Source organism: Arthrobacter sp. NPDC057009, from assembly GCF_042673905.1.
Lineage (GTDB): Bacteria > Actinomycetota > Actinomycetes > Actinomycetales > Micrococcaceae > Arthrobacter.
On sequence record NZ_JBHUSB010000001.1, the window covers coordinates 345,060 to 360,998 of the forward strand.

General features: G+C 68.4%; 14 protein-coding genes. 7 read left to right on the forward strand and 7 right to left on the reverse strand.

The window, feature by feature from the left end:
* Nucleotides 1-62: 62 nt before the first annotated feature.
* From ACFTR6_RS01605 to mtrA, 3 genes are all read right to left on the reverse strand, one after another.
* The gene (locus ACFTR6_RS01605) at nucleotides 63-1,772 is read right to left on the reverse strand and encodes an LpqB family beta-propeller domain-containing protein (RefSeq protein ID WP_377956841.1); all 1,710 of its coding nucleotides are present in this window, start codon (nucleotides 1,770-1,772) and stop codon (nucleotides 63-65) included.
* Nucleotides 1,773-1,777: 5 nt separating this feature from the next.
* On the reverse strand, nucleotides 1,778-3,679 hold the full coding sequence (gene mtrB, locus ACFTR6_RS01610) for an MtrAB system histidine kinase MtrB (protein ID WP_377956842.1): 1,902 nt from the start codon (nucleotides 3,677-3,679) through the stop codon (nucleotides 1,778-1,780).
* 157 nt (nucleotides 3,680-3,836) lie between these two features.
* Nucleotides 3,837-4,511 carry an MtrAB system response regulator MtrA gene (gene mtrA / locus ACFTR6_RS01615; RefSeq protein WP_076801713.1) on the reverse strand — a complete coding sequence of 225 codons (675 nt, stop codon included), beginning with the start codon at nucleotides 4,509-4,511 and terminating at the stop codon, nucleotides 3,837-3,839.
* Between the two features lie 461 nt (nucleotides 4,512-4,972).
* Between mtrA and ACFTR6_RS01620 the strand changes: the two genes are divergently transcribed.
* Genes ACFTR6_RS01620 through ACFTR6_RS01645 form a run of 6 tightly spaced genes read left to right on the forward strand, consistent with a single transcriptional unit; the run spans nucleotide 4,973 to nucleotide 10,936 of the window.
* Complete coding sequence (locus ACFTR6_RS01620) at nucleotides 4,973-6,010, forward strand: hypothetical protein (protein WP_377956643.1); 1,038 nt, start codon at nucleotides 4,973-4,975, stop codon at nucleotides 6,008-6,010.
* Entirely contained in the window at nucleotides 6,007-6,714 is a 708-nt protein-coding gene (locus ACFTR6_RS01625) for a DUF4129 domain-containing protein (RefSeq protein ID WP_377956644.1), read from the forward strand. The genes ACFTR6_RS01620 and ACFTR6_RS01625 overlap by 4 nt, the downstream gene beginning before the upstream one ends.
* Nucleotides 6,711-7,883 carry a DUF4350 domain-containing protein gene (locus tag ACFTR6_RS01630; protein WP_377956645.1) on the forward strand — a complete coding sequence of 391 codons (1,173 nt, stop codon included), beginning with the start codon at nucleotides 6,711-6,713 and terminating at the stop codon, nucleotides 7,881-7,883. The genes ACFTR6_RS01625 and ACFTR6_RS01630 overlap by 4 nt, the downstream gene beginning before the upstream one ends.
* A gap of 56 nt (nucleotides 7,884-7,939) precedes the next feature.
* The gene (locus ACFTR6_RS01635) at nucleotides 7,940-8,920 is read left to right on the forward strand and encodes an AAA family ATPase (protein WP_377956843.1); all 981 of its coding nucleotides are present in this window, start codon (nucleotides 7,940-7,942) and stop codon (nucleotides 8,918-8,920) included.
* A gap of 4 nt (nucleotides 8,921-8,924) precedes the next feature.
* Entirely contained in the window at nucleotides 8,925-10,217 is a 1,293-nt protein-coding gene (locus ACFTR6_RS01640; protein ID WP_377956646.1) for a DUF58 domain-containing protein, read from the forward strand.
* Entirely contained in the window at nucleotides 10,217-10,936 is a 720-nt protein-coding gene (locus ACFTR6_RS01645; RefSeq protein ID WP_377956647.1) for a DUF4166 domain-containing protein, read from the forward strand. The genes ACFTR6_RS01640 and ACFTR6_RS01645 overlap by 1 nt, the downstream gene beginning before the upstream one ends.
* 10 nt (nucleotides 10,937-10,946) lie before the next feature.
* Here the strand turns inward: ACFTR6_RS01645 and ACFTR6_RS01650 are convergent, their stop codons facing one another.
* Both ACFTR6_RS01650 and ACFTR6_RS01655 read right to left on the reverse strand, forming a co-directional pair.
* Complete coding sequence (locus ACFTR6_RS01650) at nucleotides 10,947-11,984, reverse strand: hypothetical protein (protein WP_377956648.1); 1,038 nt, start codon at nucleotides 11,982-11,984, stop codon at nucleotides 10,947-10,949.
* Between the two features lie 3 nt (nucleotides 11,985-11,987).
* On the reverse strand, nucleotides 11,988-12,398 hold the full coding sequence (locus tag ACFTR6_RS01655; RefSeq protein ID WP_076801702.1) for a chorismate mutase: 411 nt from the start codon (nucleotides 12,396-12,398) through the stop codon (nucleotides 11,988-11,990).
* Between the two features lie 96 nt (nucleotides 12,399-12,494).
* On the opposite strand from ACFTR6_RS01655, the gene ACFTR6_RS01660 reads away from it, so the two are divergent.
* Nucleotides 12,495-13,151, forward strand: coding sequence for an NADPH-dependent F420 reductase (locus ACFTR6_RS01660; RefSeq protein ID WP_076803801.1), 657 nt, complete (start codon nucleotides 12,495-12,497; stop codon nucleotides 13,149-13,151).
* Between the two features lie 52 nt (nucleotides 13,152-13,203).
* On the opposite strand, the gene ACFTR6_RS01665 is transcribed toward ACFTR6_RS01660, so the two are convergent.
* Complete coding sequence (locus tag ACFTR6_RS01665; protein WP_377956649.1) at nucleotides 13,204-14,919, reverse strand: ABC transporter ATP-binding protein; 1,716 nt, start codon at nucleotides 14,917-14,919, stop codon at nucleotides 13,204-13,206.
* Entirely contained in the window at nucleotides 14,916-15,938 is a 1,023-nt protein-coding gene (locus tag ACFTR6_RS01670; protein WP_377956650.1) for an ABC transporter permease, read from the reverse strand. Before ACFTR6_RS01670 ends, ACFTR6_RS01665 begins: the two co-directional genes overlap by 4 nt.
* Between the last annotated feature and the right edge of the window lies 1 nt (nucleotide 15,939).

Here is a 15,939-nt window from a genome sequence, read left to right on the forward strand (position 1 = left end):
GTCCCGCAAAAGGGCCGGCGGCCGCCATGTGGAAAACGCCGGCACACGAAGGCCGGGCAAAGTCAGCCCGGGAAGGACGGGTCCGTCGGCCCCCTCAGCTGCGCCGACCACCCATTGCCGAGCCGCTGGAAGATGCCGTCCCTGGACTGTGCATAGATCTCCTCGGGGCCGTTGCCTGCGCTGAGCGCAACCAGCCCCGGCCAGGGGGCGAGCTTCTGCGGCTGGGGGGAGGCGAGGGAGAGAAGCTCGGGGGTCACGTTGGACGTCGCGGCGCCCTTCATCACCACAACGGTGGTGTCGTTGACCCAGACGCCCTGGTCCGGGTTCCCGCTGGACGGCAGGGTGATGGGCGCGGTCAGTTCCTTCGGCGTTCCGTCAGCGCCGCGGATGATCCCCGTTACCTGCACCCGTGTCTCGCCGTTCTGCTCGGAGATGACCAGAGCCCGAACACCCTCACGGGACACCCGGAAGTCCTTGACGTTGCGGCCTGCCAGCCAGGAGGGGGTCAGGGTGACAGCCGGCACGGGTGCGCCCTGCGCCACGCCGGTGGGACGGAAGGCCTTGATTTCCGTGACGCCCTGCGCGCCCGGACCGGCAGTCCACAGCCAGTCGTGCAGGCTGAACGACGGGTGCGTCAACGTGCTGCGCGTAACCAGGGCGCGCGCAGGCTGGCCGGGCACCATCGAATAGAGCGTGTTGCGGCTGCCGTTCAGGAACGCCACCGTCTGCGAGACGGGCGATTCGGCAGGTGACCGCGGTTTCAGCGCCGCCACCGGCTGCATGTCGGGCAACGGTGACACCCGGTTGTTCTCGTACCGCACCAGTTCACCGTTGCTGATGGCGATCTGGCGTGCAGGGGCGCTTTTGTTCTGGACCGGCGGAAGGACCGAACCGTTGTCCTCCACGCGTACGAGGTCCTGGTTCGCCCGGAGCTCCACGTTGATGACGTCCGGCTGGCTCCGGAATGTGAGGGCCAGCTGCGTCTGCATCCGGAGCCTGTCCTCGGTGGAGGCTTCGGTCAGCTCCTTGGCCGACAGGTCCACCTGGGCAGCGCCGGAAACTACCGGCACCGACTCCCTGGCGAGTTTCATTCCGGACGGGAAGGCGCTGACGACGGCGCCCTTAAGGTACGGGGCAGGCCCGGCGAGCAGGGCGCTCGTCATCGCCTTCACCGTTTTCTTCTTGATGAACCACCGTACGTCGGGCACTGCATACGTGAAGCTGGGGTCATAGAAGTAGATGGGATAGGCGCCGTAGATGACCTTGAAGGTCTCTTCGGGGATGGCGGTGCCGTCAGGGATCTTGGAGATGCGCCATTCGCCGTCAACCTGCACGAGGGTAACGGGGATGTTCTCCTTGGTGCCTGCGGGCATCTGGGTGGCGACGCCGTCGGAATCCACTGAGTAGGCGACGTCGAGTTCGTAGTTGTAGACACCCTCGACGCCGGTCTTCACCACGCGCTCCGAGCGGAACACGAGCGTCCGCTGGTCCGGCTTCCAGGCGACGGAGGAAGCCTGGGTCAGATACTGGCGGGCAACGGCGTAGTCGTCCTCATACCCGCTGCCCGCCAGGTAGAAGTCCTCAATGACGGCTTCCGGGCTGGACCCGCTGCGCGGGGCGACGGGAAAGAAAACGGGCGCATTGGGGTTTCCGGCGCTTTCGTCCGTGCTCTTTCCAACCGGCCCGGAGCGCGGGATCTGGGCGCACGATGCCAGGAAGAGCAGCATGACAGCCAGCAGCCCCGCGGCCAGACCGCGGGCTGCCGGGGGCACCCGGCTCACGAGCGCTCCCCTGTTCGCGCCGGCTCCGGTTTGCCCGGACCGGCGCCGGCAGCACGCTCGGCTTCCTTGCCGAGTGCAGGGCTGCCCGGCACAGGGCTGGCCGGTTCAGGGCTGGCGGGTTGAGGGCCGGCGGGTTCAGGGCTTGCCGGTTCAGGGACCGCCGGTTCAGGGACCGCCGGCATAGCGGTGGCGCCCGGCCCGAGGACGAGGACGCTGTGGTCGCCGGGGGCACCCAGCCCCACGTCCGTCGGCTCAAGGGGCAGCGGTGACTTGGTGATGGTGCCGCCCTGTTTGAGCGGAAGCGTAAGCCGGAAGTTGGAGCCGACCCCGGTGTTTCCCCAGGCCTGCAGCCAGCCGTTGTGCAGCTTGGTGTCTTCGGTCGCAATGGACAGGCCCAGCCCGCTGCCGCCGGTGGTACGTGCCCGGGCAGGATCGGCGCGCCAGAAGCGGTCGAAGACCCGCGCCGCTTCGGCGGGGCTCATGCCGATTCCGTGGTCCCTGACAGTGACGGCGACGGCGTCGGCATTGGAGACGACGGAGATATTGACGGGCCGGCCTTCGCCGTGTTCGAGGGCGTTCAGGATCAGGTTCCGCAGGATCCGGTCGATGCGCCGCGAGTCCATTTCCACCACGACGCTGCCTTCCGGCGGCGCATTCAGCACCATCTTCGAGCCGTATTCTTCGGCGACCGGGGCCGCGCCTTCCATCACGTGCGAGATGAGCTGGACGATGTCGGTCGCCTCGGCGTCGAGCATGGCTACGCCGGCGTCGAACCGGGAAATCTCCAGCAGGTCCGCCAGCAGTGACTGGAACCTCTCCACCTGGTTGTAGAGCAGTTCGGCCGACCTCTTGTTGATGGGGTCAAAGTCGTCGCGGGCGTCGTATAGCACCTCGGCGGCCATCCGGACGGTGGTAAGCGGGGTGCGGAGCTCATGGGAAACATCCGAGACGAACCGCTGCTGCATCTGCGACAGCGTGGCCAGCTGCGTAATCTGCTCCTGCAGGCTGGCGGCCATGTGGTTGAACGACGCCCCGAGGCGGGCCACCTCGTCCTCCCCCTTGACCACCATGCGTTCCTGCAGCTGGCCTGCCGCCAGCTTCTCCGACACCACCGCGGCATGGCTGACAGGACTCACCACGTTGCGCGTGACGTACCAGGCGATCGCCCCGATCATGAGGATCAGCGCGGCGCCGCCGGCCCAGAGCACATTCTGGATTTCATTAAGGGTCTTCTGTGCCGTATTGAGGTCGTAGATCAGGTAGAGCTCGTAGACCGTGCCGTTAAAGGTCACCTTGTTGCCCACGGCGATCCCCGGCCGGTCTTCGGTCCCCACGGGGAATTCCGTGGACGCCCAAAACTGTTCCTTGCCGGAATCCTGGACTGCCTTGCGGAGGTCCGGCGGGATGACGCTGATGGTCAGCTGGTCGGAGGCCCGCGATTCCACCCACCGGTTGCGGGGCTTGGTCTGCTCCGGCATCGCCTCAAACACGTAGCGGCGCTGGATCACGGAGCCCCTGCCTTCCACCGCATTGAGGGTGTCGTAGACGAGGGTGATCACGCTGGACTGGTCGGTGACCTGGGCGCCGTCGAACGTGTCCTGCACCTGCTTGACGTTGTAGCGGGTCTCGGACTCAGCCTGCGTCAGCCGCTCCTGGAACAGGTTGTTGGCGATCTGGTTGGACAGGTAGGCGCCCACGATCGCGAATGAACTGATGGACAGCAGCAGAGTGGTCAGGACTGTGCGGAACTGCAGTGACCGCCGCCATCGGCGCTGGAGGGAATGCAGCAGGTAGCGGATGCCGGGGAAGATGCGGTCGACGCCGGTGCGCACCAGCCGGCCGACCCGCAGCACGACGATCAGTGCCCGGCGCCGCCAGATCCGGGCCTGCGACGGCAGCCTCGCGAGCCCGGCGCCGAAGGCGTCGGTGTGCTCCGGGCCTGGGCGGTGACCGGGTTTGCGCGAACCGTCCCGGGCATGCTCCGCCGCGGGAGCGGCTGCGCGGGATTCGGCGCCGGATCCCGCGGGAGTCTCAGGGGGATTCTGGCCCTGGGGTTCAGGATCCTGCTTTGTAGCCGACACCACGAACCGTCAATACAACTTCCGGGGCTTCCGGATCACGTTCAATCTTGGACCGCAGTCGCTGGACATGGACATTGACCAGCCGGGTGTCAGCCGCGTGGCGGTAACCCCACACCTGCTCCAGGAGCAGTTCGCGGGTGAAAACCTGCCAGGGCTTGCGCGCCAGGGCAACCAGGAGATCGAACTCCAGGGGGGTGAGCGAAATGCGCTCGTCGCCGCGGCTCACCAGGTGGCCGGCGACGTCGATGGTCACGTCCGCGATGCGCAGCGTCTCGGGCGCCTTCTGGTCGCCGGGGCGCAGGCGCGCGCGCACACGGGCAACGAGCTCGGCCGGCTTGAAGGGCTTGGGCACATAGTCATCGGCACCTGATTCCAGTCCCCTGACCACATCGGAGGTGTCCGATTTGGCCGTCAGCATGACGATCGGAACATCCGACTCCGAACGGATCTGCCGGCACACCTCGATGCCGTCCGTTCCCGGCAGCATCAGGTCGAGGAGCACGAGATCCGGCTTTGACGACCGAAAGACGTCCAGAGCCTGTCCACCGTCCGCGCAAAAGACGGGCTCGAACCCGTCATTGCGCAGGACGATGCCGATCATCTCTGCGAGCGCCTCGTCATCATCAACCACCAGAATGCGTGCCTTCATAGTTATATATTCCCTTATTGATGTTGCTTTGTCTTATTGATGGAGTTTTCGGCGGGGCGTGTGCCGGACCGGCGGGAACGGCAACCGGCGGCTTCTCCCGCCCGGCCAGACCCGGAAGCTAGGATGCCCGACGGCGGAACTATAGTCTGGAGGTGCCCGGCCGTTGGCCGGTGCGCACCTTGGGGAGGAACAGGTTGTCAGAGCAGGATCCGCAGCACCCGCCGTCCGGAAACCGGCCGCCCGAACAGCCTGCCGGCCAGCCGCACCCGCCGTGGGCGCCGCCGCACCAGCAGCCGCAGCAACCCTGGGGCATATCCCCGCAATGGGGCAGCCCGCAGCCTGGCCCCTATCAGCCTGGACCGTACCAGCCCAGCGCCCACCAGCCCTACGGTCCTCCGCAGCAATGGAGCAGCGGACCCAATATCGCAGGTCCGAATCCCGCAGCCCCCTATCCCGCCTACATGGCCCCGCCGAAGCCCGGAGTGGTGCCTCTGCGGCCGCTGATGTTCGGCGAGATCATGGACGGCGCGTTCCAGACCGTCCGCCGGAATCCCAAGGCGATGCTCGGAGCAGGCCTCCTGGCACAGGCACTGGGCGCTGTGATTGCCAGCGTCCTCCCGCTTGTGGCCCCGGCCTCCGATGCGTCGGCGGAGGCCTGGATGGGGAACCTCGGCCCCTCCGAAATGACCTCCATCTTCGGGGCCCTGGTGGGCGGCTTCCTGGTTGTGGGCGTGGTGTCCCTGTTCATCGCCCTGGTGATGCAGGGGGCCATGGTGGTGCCTGTGGCCAGGTCCATCCTCAACAGGCGCACGGGGTTCCGGCAGATGTGGCTGCTGGCACGCGGACGCGCCTGGGCCCTGGTCCGGCTGGCCGGGCTGGGTGTGGCAGCCGTGCTGCTGGGCATTGCCCTCATTGTCCTGGCCACCGTGGGGCTGGCCAATTCCATGGGGACGGGATCGCTGGTGATTGTGCTACCGCTGTTCCTGGCCTTTGTTGCCGCCTTGATCTGGGTTTCGGTGAAGCTGACGGTTGCGCCGGCCGCGATCGTCGTCGAGGACGTCGGGGCGCTGGATGGTATCCGGCGTTCCTGGGCCGTTACGCGCGGCAACTGGTGGCGCGTCCTCGGCATCGTCCTCGCGGTGTCGCTTCTCATAGGCATCATTAGCCAGATCGTCCTCATCCCCGTCACCCTGCTCGCGGCGCTGCTCACCGCAGTCGCCAGCCCCCAGGACCTGGCGAGCCAGTCAACAGCCCTGCAGGTGGTGGGTGTTGTTGTCATGGCGGTGGTCTCCGCCGCCGTTGGCGCGGTGGCGTTCGCCTTCCAGACGTCGGTCATGGCATTGCTTTATATGGATTTGCGGATGCGCAACGAGGGACTGGACATCGCGCTGCTCCGGCTGCTGGAATCCGGAAACGACGACGGCGGGATCCCGGGCCGGGGCGTGCCGGTCTACGGCCCTGGCCGCTACAGCGCCGGCCCGCCCACGATGCCGGGATGAGCGCCGTCGGCTTCCTGCCGGCCCTGCAGCATGCCGCCGTGCTGCTGCAAAGCCCGTTGGAACCGCCGGTGCAGCCTGACCGGGAAGAAGCGCGCCGCTGGGCGGCGGAGGAACTCTCCAAACGCGAGTACCGGGAAGCGGCGCCCGGGTGGCTGGAAACGCTCTGGCGGCAGTTCCTGGACTGGCTGCAGTCCGTGACCGACGGCCAGTCCCTCGCCGGCGGACCTCCGGTGGCGCCCCTCATCGGCCTGGGCATCGCCCTCCTCGTGGCCGTGGCCATCATCCTCGCCCGGCCGCGGCTGAACGCCCGCCGCCGCGCATCGAAGGAGATCTTCGACGCCGAAGCAGCCACCACGGCAGCGGACTACCGGGCGCGCGCAAGTGCCGCCGCCGCGCGCGGCGACTGGGCGGCCGCCGTCGTCGAACAGTTCCGCGCAGTGGTGAGTTCCGCCGAGGACCGGGCGGTCCTGGACCCCCAGCCCGGCCGGACGGCCGACGAGGCCGCCGTCCAACTCACGCGGGCGTTCCCGGCAGCCGGCCACAAACTGGGCGCCGCGGCCCGCATGTTCGATGCCGTCCGCTACGGCCACGGGAGCGCGCAGGCATCCGACCATGCCGCGATGGTTGAGCTGGACTCGACCCTGGAACGGCTCACGCCGTCTTATGCAGAAGCTGCGCCTCGCGGACTGGCGGTGCCCAGATGACACACGTCTTTGTGGCGGCCCGGCGCAGGAAAACCGGCTGGGTCCGCAGGCACCGGGCGGGAATCCTCTTCGGCGTCGCCATGGCCGCTGCCCTTGCGGTGGTCCTCATACTGCAGTCCACGCAGCGGTCCGACAGCCAGGAGCTGTCCATCCACAACCCCGGCCCGTCGGGCGCCAGGGCGGCGGCCCAGATCCTGGCCGGACAGGGCGTCAGTGTTAACCAGACGGAGTCGTTCCAGGAAACCTTGGCCGCGGCGCGGGAGGCCGGCCGCAATGGGTCCGGCTCAACGGTCCTGGTCTATGACGAACGGGGGTTCCTTCCCCCCGAAAAGCTCCCCGCGCTTCTTGCCGGAACGGACCGGCTGGTGGTGGTTTCGCCGCGCCTGGCCACATTGACCGGCCTGGGCGGCACCATCCGCCAGGCCGGGGTGGTCCCCGGCTCGGAGCAGACCCTGCAGCCCGGATGCGCCGTCACCGACGGCGAGGCCGCCGGTGACATCAGCGCGGACGGGGGCTTCCTCTACACCGGCGGCACTGTGTGCTACGGCTCCGGCGCCACAGGACGGGGCCTGTACGCCTCGGCAGAGAACGGAAAACTCGTCGTGCTCGGCAGCACCGCCGTGCTCAGTAACCAGTTCCTGGCCGACCACGGCAACGCCGCCCTCACGCTCCGGACCCTGGGCAGTCAGGACCACCTCATCTGGTACCTGCCGGGTCCCGGGGACCTCGGCGCCAGCCCCGCACCCAAGACCCTCGCCGAGCTTGCACCGGCATGGTCGGCGTTCGTGGCCCCGTGGCTCATTGTGGTGGCGCTGTTCGCCGTGCTGTGGCGCGGACGCCGCCTCGGCCCGCTGGTCTTCGAACCCCTGCCGGTGGTGGTGAAGTCCGCCGAAACCGCAGAGGGCAGGGCACGGCTGTACCACGAGGCCCACGACATTGCCCGGGCAACAGACACGCTGCGGGCCGGCACCGTCGTGCGGCTTGCCGCCGACCTCCGGGTGGGGGCCGGGGCCGACACCGTGGACGTGGCGGCCGCGGCCGCCCGGCACCTGGACAGCACCCTCCCGGACATGCTCCGGATCCTGCAACACCGTCCCGGAACAGAGGCCGAGCTTGTCCGCTGGGCCCAGGACCTTGTCCGACTAGAGAAAGAGGTACAGGCCAGATGAGCCAGCAGCCAAACGGCCAGCAGCAGGGCACCTACGGTGAGGCGCCGGTGGGCACCATGGCCGCCCCGCGCAGCGCAGGCCATTCCCCGGACCCCGTCCGGCAGGCACTGCTTGACGTCCGGCATGAGGTGGCAAAGGCAGTTGTGGGCCAGGATTCCACCGTCACCGGCATGCTGATCGCGCTGCTGTCGCGCGGACACGTGCTGCTCGAAGGCGTGCCCGGCGTGGCCAAGACCCTTCTGGTCCGTGCCCTGTCCGCGGCCCTGAGCCTTGACACCAAGCGCGTCCAGTTCACCCCGGACCTGATGCCCGGCGACGTCACGGGGTCCCTCGTCTACGATGCCGCCAATTCCGAATTCAGCTTCCGTGAAGGCCCTGTCTTCACCAACATCCTCCTGGCTGACGAAATCAACAGGACGCCGCCCAAGACCCAGGCCTCGCTGCTGGAAGCCATGGAGGAACGCCAGGTGTCCGTGGACGGGGTATCGCGCCGGCTGCCGGTGCCTTTCATCGTGGCGGCCACGCAGAACCCCATCGAGTACGAGGGCACCTACCCGCTGCCCGAGGCCCAACTGGACCGTTTCCTCCTCAAACTGACCATGCCCCTTCCTGACCGTGCCGCAGAAATCGAGGTGGTCCGCAGGCACGCTGCCGGCTTCGATCCCCGCGACCTCGCCGGGGCCGGCGTCCGCCCGGTGGCGGGCGCCGACGAACTGGAGCGGGCGCGGCAGGCCGTGGCCGCCGTCGACGTGGCGCCCGAGGTGCAGGGCTACATCGTGGACCTGGTCCGGGCCACGCGTGCTGCCCCGTCCTTCCAGCTTGGCGTCTCGCCGCGTGGCGCCACCGCGCTGCTGAACACCTCCCGGGCCTGGGCGTGGCTGTCCGGCCGAAGCTTTGTCACCCCGGATGACGTCAAGGCACTGGCCCAGCCGTGCCTGCGGCACCGCGTGGCGCTCCGTCCGGAAGCCCTGATGGACGGTGTCCAGGTGGACGACGTGCTCGGCAGCATCCTCGCCTCCGTGCCGGTCCCCCGCTGATCCCGTGGCCATTTCCGGGCGTTTGGTTCTCCTCGCGGCAGCGGGGCTGGTTCCTGTGCTCCTCTTTCCCGGCTGGCTGACCGTGCTTGGCGTGCTCCTGGTCCTGGGCGCGCTGGCCGTGCTGGACGTGCTGCTGGCTGCGGCACTGCAGCAGGTTTCCGTGGAAAGGTCGGCGCCGGCCAACGTCACGCTCGGGGGCGTGGCGGACGCCGTGCTGACGGTTCGCAACAGCGGTCCGCGTCGGCTCCGTGCTGTGGTGCGTGATGCGTGGCAGCCCTCCGCCGGGGCGGAAAACCCGGTGCAGGAGGCAGAGGTTCCGGCGGGTGAAAGACGCCGCCTGAATGTCAGGCTCAGGCCGGTCCGGCGGGGTGACCTCAGTGCGCCCCACATTACCGTCCGCTCCTTTGGCCCGCTCCGGCTGGCCGCCCGGCAGAAAACGGTCCACGCCGCCGGATCACTGCGGGTAATGCCGCCTTTCAACTCCCGGCGGCACCTGCCGTCAAAACTGCGCCGGCTGCGGGACCTCGACGGCAAGGCCGCGGTGCAGATCCGCGGCGCCGGAACCGAGTTCGATTCGCTGCGCGATTATGTCCGGGGCGATGACGTGCGCTCCATCGACTGGCGCGCAACGGCGAGACGGTCCGCCGTCGTGGTGCGCACCTGGCGGCCGGAACGGGACCGGCGGGTGGTGATCATGCTGGACACCTCGCGCACCGCCGCCGCGCGCGTGAACGACGAACCCCGGCTGGACACCGGGATCGAGGCCGCACTGCTGCTGGGTGTCCTCGCCGAGCGCGGCGGTGACCGCGTGGACTTCTTCGCGTTCGACCGGAGGATGCGCGCCCGGGCGGGCACCACGGCGGGCGGCAACCTGCTGGGACAGCTTGTTCAGGCCGCGGCGCCCCTGCAGGCAGAACTCATCGAGCTGGACTGGGCACAGGTGCCCGCGCAGGTCCGTGCGGTGTCGGCGCACCGCTCGCTGGTGGTCCTGCTGACCTCGCTGGACAGCGGCGCACCCGAGGAAGGGCTCATTCCGCTGGCGGCGCGCCTGGCCCAGCAGCACGTGGTGGTGGTGGCGTCGGTCCGCGACCCCCTCCTTGGGGAGATGCTCCAGGACAGGACGACGGCGGCCAAGGTGTTCCGTGCGGCAGCCGCGGAGCGCGCCCTGCTCGAGCGGGAAGCCGTGACTGCCCAGCTGCGCCAGTTCGGCGTCGAGGTGGTGGACGCGGAACCGCACCAGCTGCCCCCGGCGTTGGCCGATGCCTATATACGGCTGAAGGCGGCAGGACGGCTGTGATGGATACCCCTATCTACCGGCAGGCCCTGGGCGCTGACTTCCGCCGGCTGCAGCCCGAACTGCAGGAGTACTTTTCGCTGGCCCCGGGGTCCGGCAGCTTTGGCGTCGGCGAAGGCGTTTTCGAGGTGGTGGGGTGCCGGCAGCGGTGGCTGCGGCCCGTACTTCGGCTGACCGCCGGAGAGCAAGCCTTCTTTCCGGAATACGGCGAGGGCGTGCCGTTCCGGATCGAAAACCACGCACACCTCGATCCCTTCGGCCGTTCCAGCCTGACCGCCCGGCGGGAGATTTTCTTCCCCGCCAGGACCAGGATCTTCCAGGACACCACGAGTGTTGAGGCCGGTGGCGCCGGCGGCCGCTCACGCCTTGTGGACTACGTGGGCCGGTACCGCCGGCTGGTCACCGACCTGAACCTTGGCGTGACCGCTGAGGGCCGGCTGCGCGGGGTCTCAGAAGTCTCGCGGCTGTTCCTGGGCCCGCTCCGGCTGCCGCTGCCGGCGGCCCTGGACGCCAAGGCCTATGCGGAGCAGTGGTGGGACCCGGCCGTGGGGGAAGCAGGACGGCACAGGATCCAGGTGAAGGTGATCCAGCCGCAGCTCGGCCTTGTCCTGGTCTATGCGGGCCACTTCGACTACCGGCTGGAACCCTATCCACCGGGTACTTCCTCTGCGGGGTTCCTTCCGGCGTACGCCAGGCCGGACCGCTGGGAGCGGCGAAGCTGAGTGAACCGGGCTAGCCCAGCGCCAGCTGGTTGAGGCCGTCGGCAACCTGGGTGAGGCGGGTCAGGACCTCCGTCGCGGCGGCCGGCGACTGCCTTTCCAGGCCGCCCGACGGCGTGACCCGCACCGTGCCGAGCGCCGCCAGCGGCAGTCCCAGCTGCTGCCACGGACGCCGGACAGCCTCAACAACTTCGGACGCCTTCGGCACGCCCGGCCCGTCGGACTGCAGGGCCCCTGCCCAGAGCCGCTTGCCGGCTTCGACCGCCCCCGCGAGCTGCTCCCATTGCCGGGTGGTCAGGGCCCGCAGCGGAACGGCGATGGCATCCGCCCCGGCAGTCATAATCCTGTCGAACGGCGCTTCGATTTCCGGCACCGCCACGGCCACCTCCGCCGCGCCTGCCTCCCGGAGGGCCTCGATTACCACGCGCCAGAGCTCCGTCACCTCTTGCCCCGGGACGGAGCGCAGCGTGCGGTAGCCGCTGGAGGTGCGAATGGTGCCGGCGAGCACCGGGGCGATGTCCGGCTCATCGAGCTGCACCACGAGCCTGGCCCCGGGAACCGCGGCGGACACCTTGGCCAGGTGTGCACCGACGCCCGCGGCGAGGGAGGCGGCGATGTCGCGGCGGGCGCCGTAGTCGATCAGCGCGCGCTCGCCGTTGTGCAGATGCAGTCCGGCGGCCAGGCTCAGGGGGCCGCGCAGCTGGATCTTCAGTTCGTCAGCGGTAGTGTCCTCTTCGCCGGCGATGTCGGCCAGGACGTTGATGTCGGTGGACAGGGCTGACCTGGCCCGCACCAGGTCCCGCCCGGGCCGGTCAACGATCCGCCAGCCGTGCGGCTGGATATCCACTGCCAGGTCCACCAGGAGCGATGCGGTGCGGCCAATGGCGTCAGCGCCGACGCCGCGGTCGGGCAGTTCGGCCAAAAAAGGCAGGTGCGGGCTGCCGAGCTCGCCCCGGATGATGCGGGTGGCTTCCACCGGGTCCTGGCCCGGCCACGGTCCCAGTGCGGTGGCAGTTGCCTGGGCGGGCCGCTGGAGGTCTGCGTCCGGCACGGCTTAGGCGGTAAGGGGTGCGGACGGGCTGGCCGTTCCGCCGGTGGCGTTGTGGTCCTCGGCGATCGCCTCGTGGTGGCGGATCACTTCGCCGATGATGAAGTTCAGGAACTTCTCCGCGAACGCGGGGTCCAGCTGGGCATCCTCGGCGAGCCGGCGCAGGCGTGCAATCTGCGCCGTTTCGCGGCCGGGGTCCCCCGCCGGAAGACGGTGGGCAGCCTTGAGGAAGCCCACCTTCTGGGTCGCCTTGAACCGCTCGGCCAGGAGGTAGACCAGGGTCGCATCGATGTTGTCGATGCTCGACCGGATTGACAGCAGTTCCGCCATCACCGCAGGATCCACATGCCCGGCCAGCGAGCTGGCGGCAGGGTCGTAGGAGTCGGTGTCAGGCAGATCATGGTTTAGCTCGGTCATGCTTCCAGTCTATGGGCACCGCCGGAGTCTCTGCCCGTGTTAAGGATGCGGGCAGAGAATGGAAGTGATCGCAGATACCGATGAGGGAGGATGCACGTGAAGATCGCAGTTCTTGGTACCGGCGTGGTGGGCAGGACCCTGGCGGGGAAACTCGTGGAGTCCGGGCACGACGTCGTTATGGGGTCACGGAGCGCCACCAACGAGGCGGCCGTGGGCTGGGCAGCGGGAGCAGGGCCGCGGGCCAGGGCCGGGACCTTCTTCGATGCCGCCGCGGAGGGCGAGGTGGTCATCAACGCAACTCCCGGCACTGTTTCGCTGGAGGTGCTGGCTGCTGCCAGCACGAAAAACCTCGCCGGCAAGGTGCTGATCGATGTGGCCAACCCGCTGGACCATACCGCCGGCTTCCCGCCGTCGCTCGCCATCTCGAACACCGACAGCCTCGCCGAGACCATCCAGCGGGCATTTCCCACCGCCCGGGTGGTGAAGGCCCTGAACACCATGCGCGCCGATGTCATGGTGGCACCGGACCGGTTAGCGGGCGGGGACCACGACGTGTTCATCGCCGGGGACGACGCCGAAGCAAAGGACGTGGTGGCCGGCCTCCTGCGTGAATTCGGCTGGCGGCCCGAACACATCCGGGATCTGGGCGGGCTCGACGCGGCGCGCGGGATGGAGATGTGGCTGCCGCTGTGGCTGCGGATTTTCCTGCAGCAGGGTGACCGCCTGTTCAACATTAAGGTTGTCTCCGGCTAGGACTGCGGACAGACAGTCGTCCCCGCCCTCAGGGAGGACGGGGACGCAAGTGCTAGATGCCCAGCAGGGCGCGGTGGTCCGCCCGGCGCTTGGCCTGTTCGGCAGGATCCGGCACAGGCAGCGAGGCGATCAGGCGCTTCGTGTAGTCGTGCTGCGGAGCACCCATGACCTGATGGCCGATCCCCTGCTCAACGAGCCGGCCCTTGTACAGCACGCCCACCCAGTGCGACAGCATGTCCACCACCGCAAGGTCGTGGCTGATGAAGAGCGCCGCAAAACCGAACTCCTGCTGGATTTCCCGGAAGAGCTCCAGGACCTTCGCCTGCACCGAAACATCCAGCGCCGACGTCGGCTCATCGGCGATGAGCAGCTTCGGGTTCAGGATCAGTGCGCGTGCCAGGGACGCCCGCTGGCGCTGCCCGCCGCTGAGCTCATGCGGAAAGCGGTCAGCGTACGACGCCGGCAACTGGACTGATTCCAGCAGCTCACCAACGCGCTTGCGCGCCTGGGCCGGTGAAGGGTTGGTGTGGATGACCAGCGGCTCGGCGATGCACTCACCGATGGTCAGCTGCGGGTTGAAGGACGCCGCCGGGTCCTGGAAGACGAACCCGATCTCCTTCCGGAGCGGCTTGAAACTCCGCTCCCTGAAGTTCAGCATCTCGTAGCCCAGCACGTTCAGGCTTCCGCCGGTGGTCCGGTTCAGGCCGGCGATGGCCCGGCCGATGGTCGTCTTCCCCGAGCCCGATTCACCGACGAGTCCGAACACCTCGCCCTCGGACACCGTGAAGCTGACGCCGTCCACTGCCTTGAAGGCGGGGCTGCCCAGCCTGCCGGGATATTCGATGGTGAGGCCCTTCGCCTCCACCAGCACCCTGCCGTCCTGGTGCGCCCGCTCGGTCATCCCTTTCGACGCCGAATGCCGGCCAAGGTGCGGCACGGCGGCCAGCAGCTTCCGGGTGTAGTCCTGCCGCGGCTCGGCGAAGAGGGACTGCGCCGCGGCCTCCTCGACGACGTCGCCCTGGTACATCACCACGACGCGGTCGGCGAGGTCGGCCACCACACCCATGTTGTGCGTGATCAGCACAATGGACGTCCCGTATTTGTCCCTCAGGTCCCGCAGGAGCTCCAAGATCTCCGCCTGCACGGTGACGTCCAGGGCGGTGGTGGGTTCGTCCGCCACGATCAGCCCGGGGTTCAGGGCGAGTGCGGCGGCGATGACCACGCGCTGCTTCTGGCCCCCGGAGAACTGATGGGGGTAGTAGTTGACCCGGGTTTCCGGGTCCGGGATGCCTACCTTGCGCAGGGCTTCGATGGCCCGGGCTTTGGCCTCCTTCGCGGTGACCCGCTTGCCGCCGCCCCGGCCCGCGTGGGCGAGGATCCCTTCGGCGATCTGCCAGCCGACGGTGAACACGGGATTCAGTGCCGTGGACGGCTCCTGGAAGACCATGGCCACGTCCCGTCCCCGGATCTGGCGGAGCCTGCCCGGGGTGACGCTGATGACGTTGCTGCCGTTGATTACCACCGCGCCGGAGCTGATGGCGGTTTCCGGCAGCAGTCCCAGGATGGTCTTGGCAGTCACCGTCTTGCCGGAGCCGGACTCGCCAACGATGGCGAGCACCTCCCCGGCCTTGACCTCAAGGCTCACATCCTTGACGGCGTGGACGTCCCCGGCATCAGTGGCGAACGTGACCTTGAGATGGTCGATGTCCAGCACCGGTCCGGTGCCGGCGGCGTGCCGGTCGGAAACGGATCCGATGTTGATGGTCATGAGCTTTTCCCATCTGCTGAAATGGCTGCCGCGGCCACCGCGGTTGAGGCCGGTCCGCCCCTCTTGCCGGCACGCTTCCGGCCGCGGAGGCGCGGGTCATTGAGGTCGTTGATGCTTTCCCCCACCAGCGTGAGGCCGAGGACTGTCCAGACGATGGCGAGGCCCGGGAACACGCCGGTCCACCAGATGCCTGACGTGGTGTCCGCCAGCGCCTTGTTGAGGTCGAAGCCCCATTCGGCGGCGGACGAGGGCTCGATGCCGAATCCCAGGAAGCCCAGGCCCGCGAGGGTGAGGATTGCCTCGGACGCGTTCAGGGTGAAGATCAGGGGCAGGGTGCGGGTGGCGTTCCGGTAGATGTGCCTGCCCATGATGCGGATGCTGGAGGCACCCACCACCTTCGCCGATTCGACGAAGGGTTCCGCTTTCAGCCTGATGGTCTCGGCCCTGATGACCCTGAAGTACTGCGGAATGAACACCACGGTGATGGAGATCGCCGCGGCAAGCACGCCGCCAAAAAGGCTGGACTCGCCGCCGCTGATCACGATGGCCATGACGATGGCCACCAGCAGTGACGGGAAGGCGTAAACAGCGTCAGCAACCACAACGAGCACGCGGTCGAGCCAGCCGCCGAGGTACCCGCTCACCAGGCCGAGGATGACGCCGGCGAAGATGGACAGCACCACGGCCACCAGGATCACGAGGATGGCGGTCTGGGAGCCCCAGATGACCCGGGACAGGACATCGTAGCCGCCCACCGTGGTGCCCAGCAGGTGCTTTCCGCCGGGCGGCTGCTGGGTGGGGAAGCTGCCGTCGGCGTCGGAAAGCTGCGCGTATCCGTAGGGGGCCAGGAGCGGCGCGAAAATGGCCGTCAGGAGGAAGGTGCCGGTCAGGAGGAGGCCCACAACGAGCATGCCCCGCTGGAGTCCGACGCTCTTATTGAAGTGGGAGATCACGGGCAGCCGCTTGAACAGCGGGGCCCTGCGGTCCACGGTGGCTTCCACCGGAGTTGCAGTGCTCATG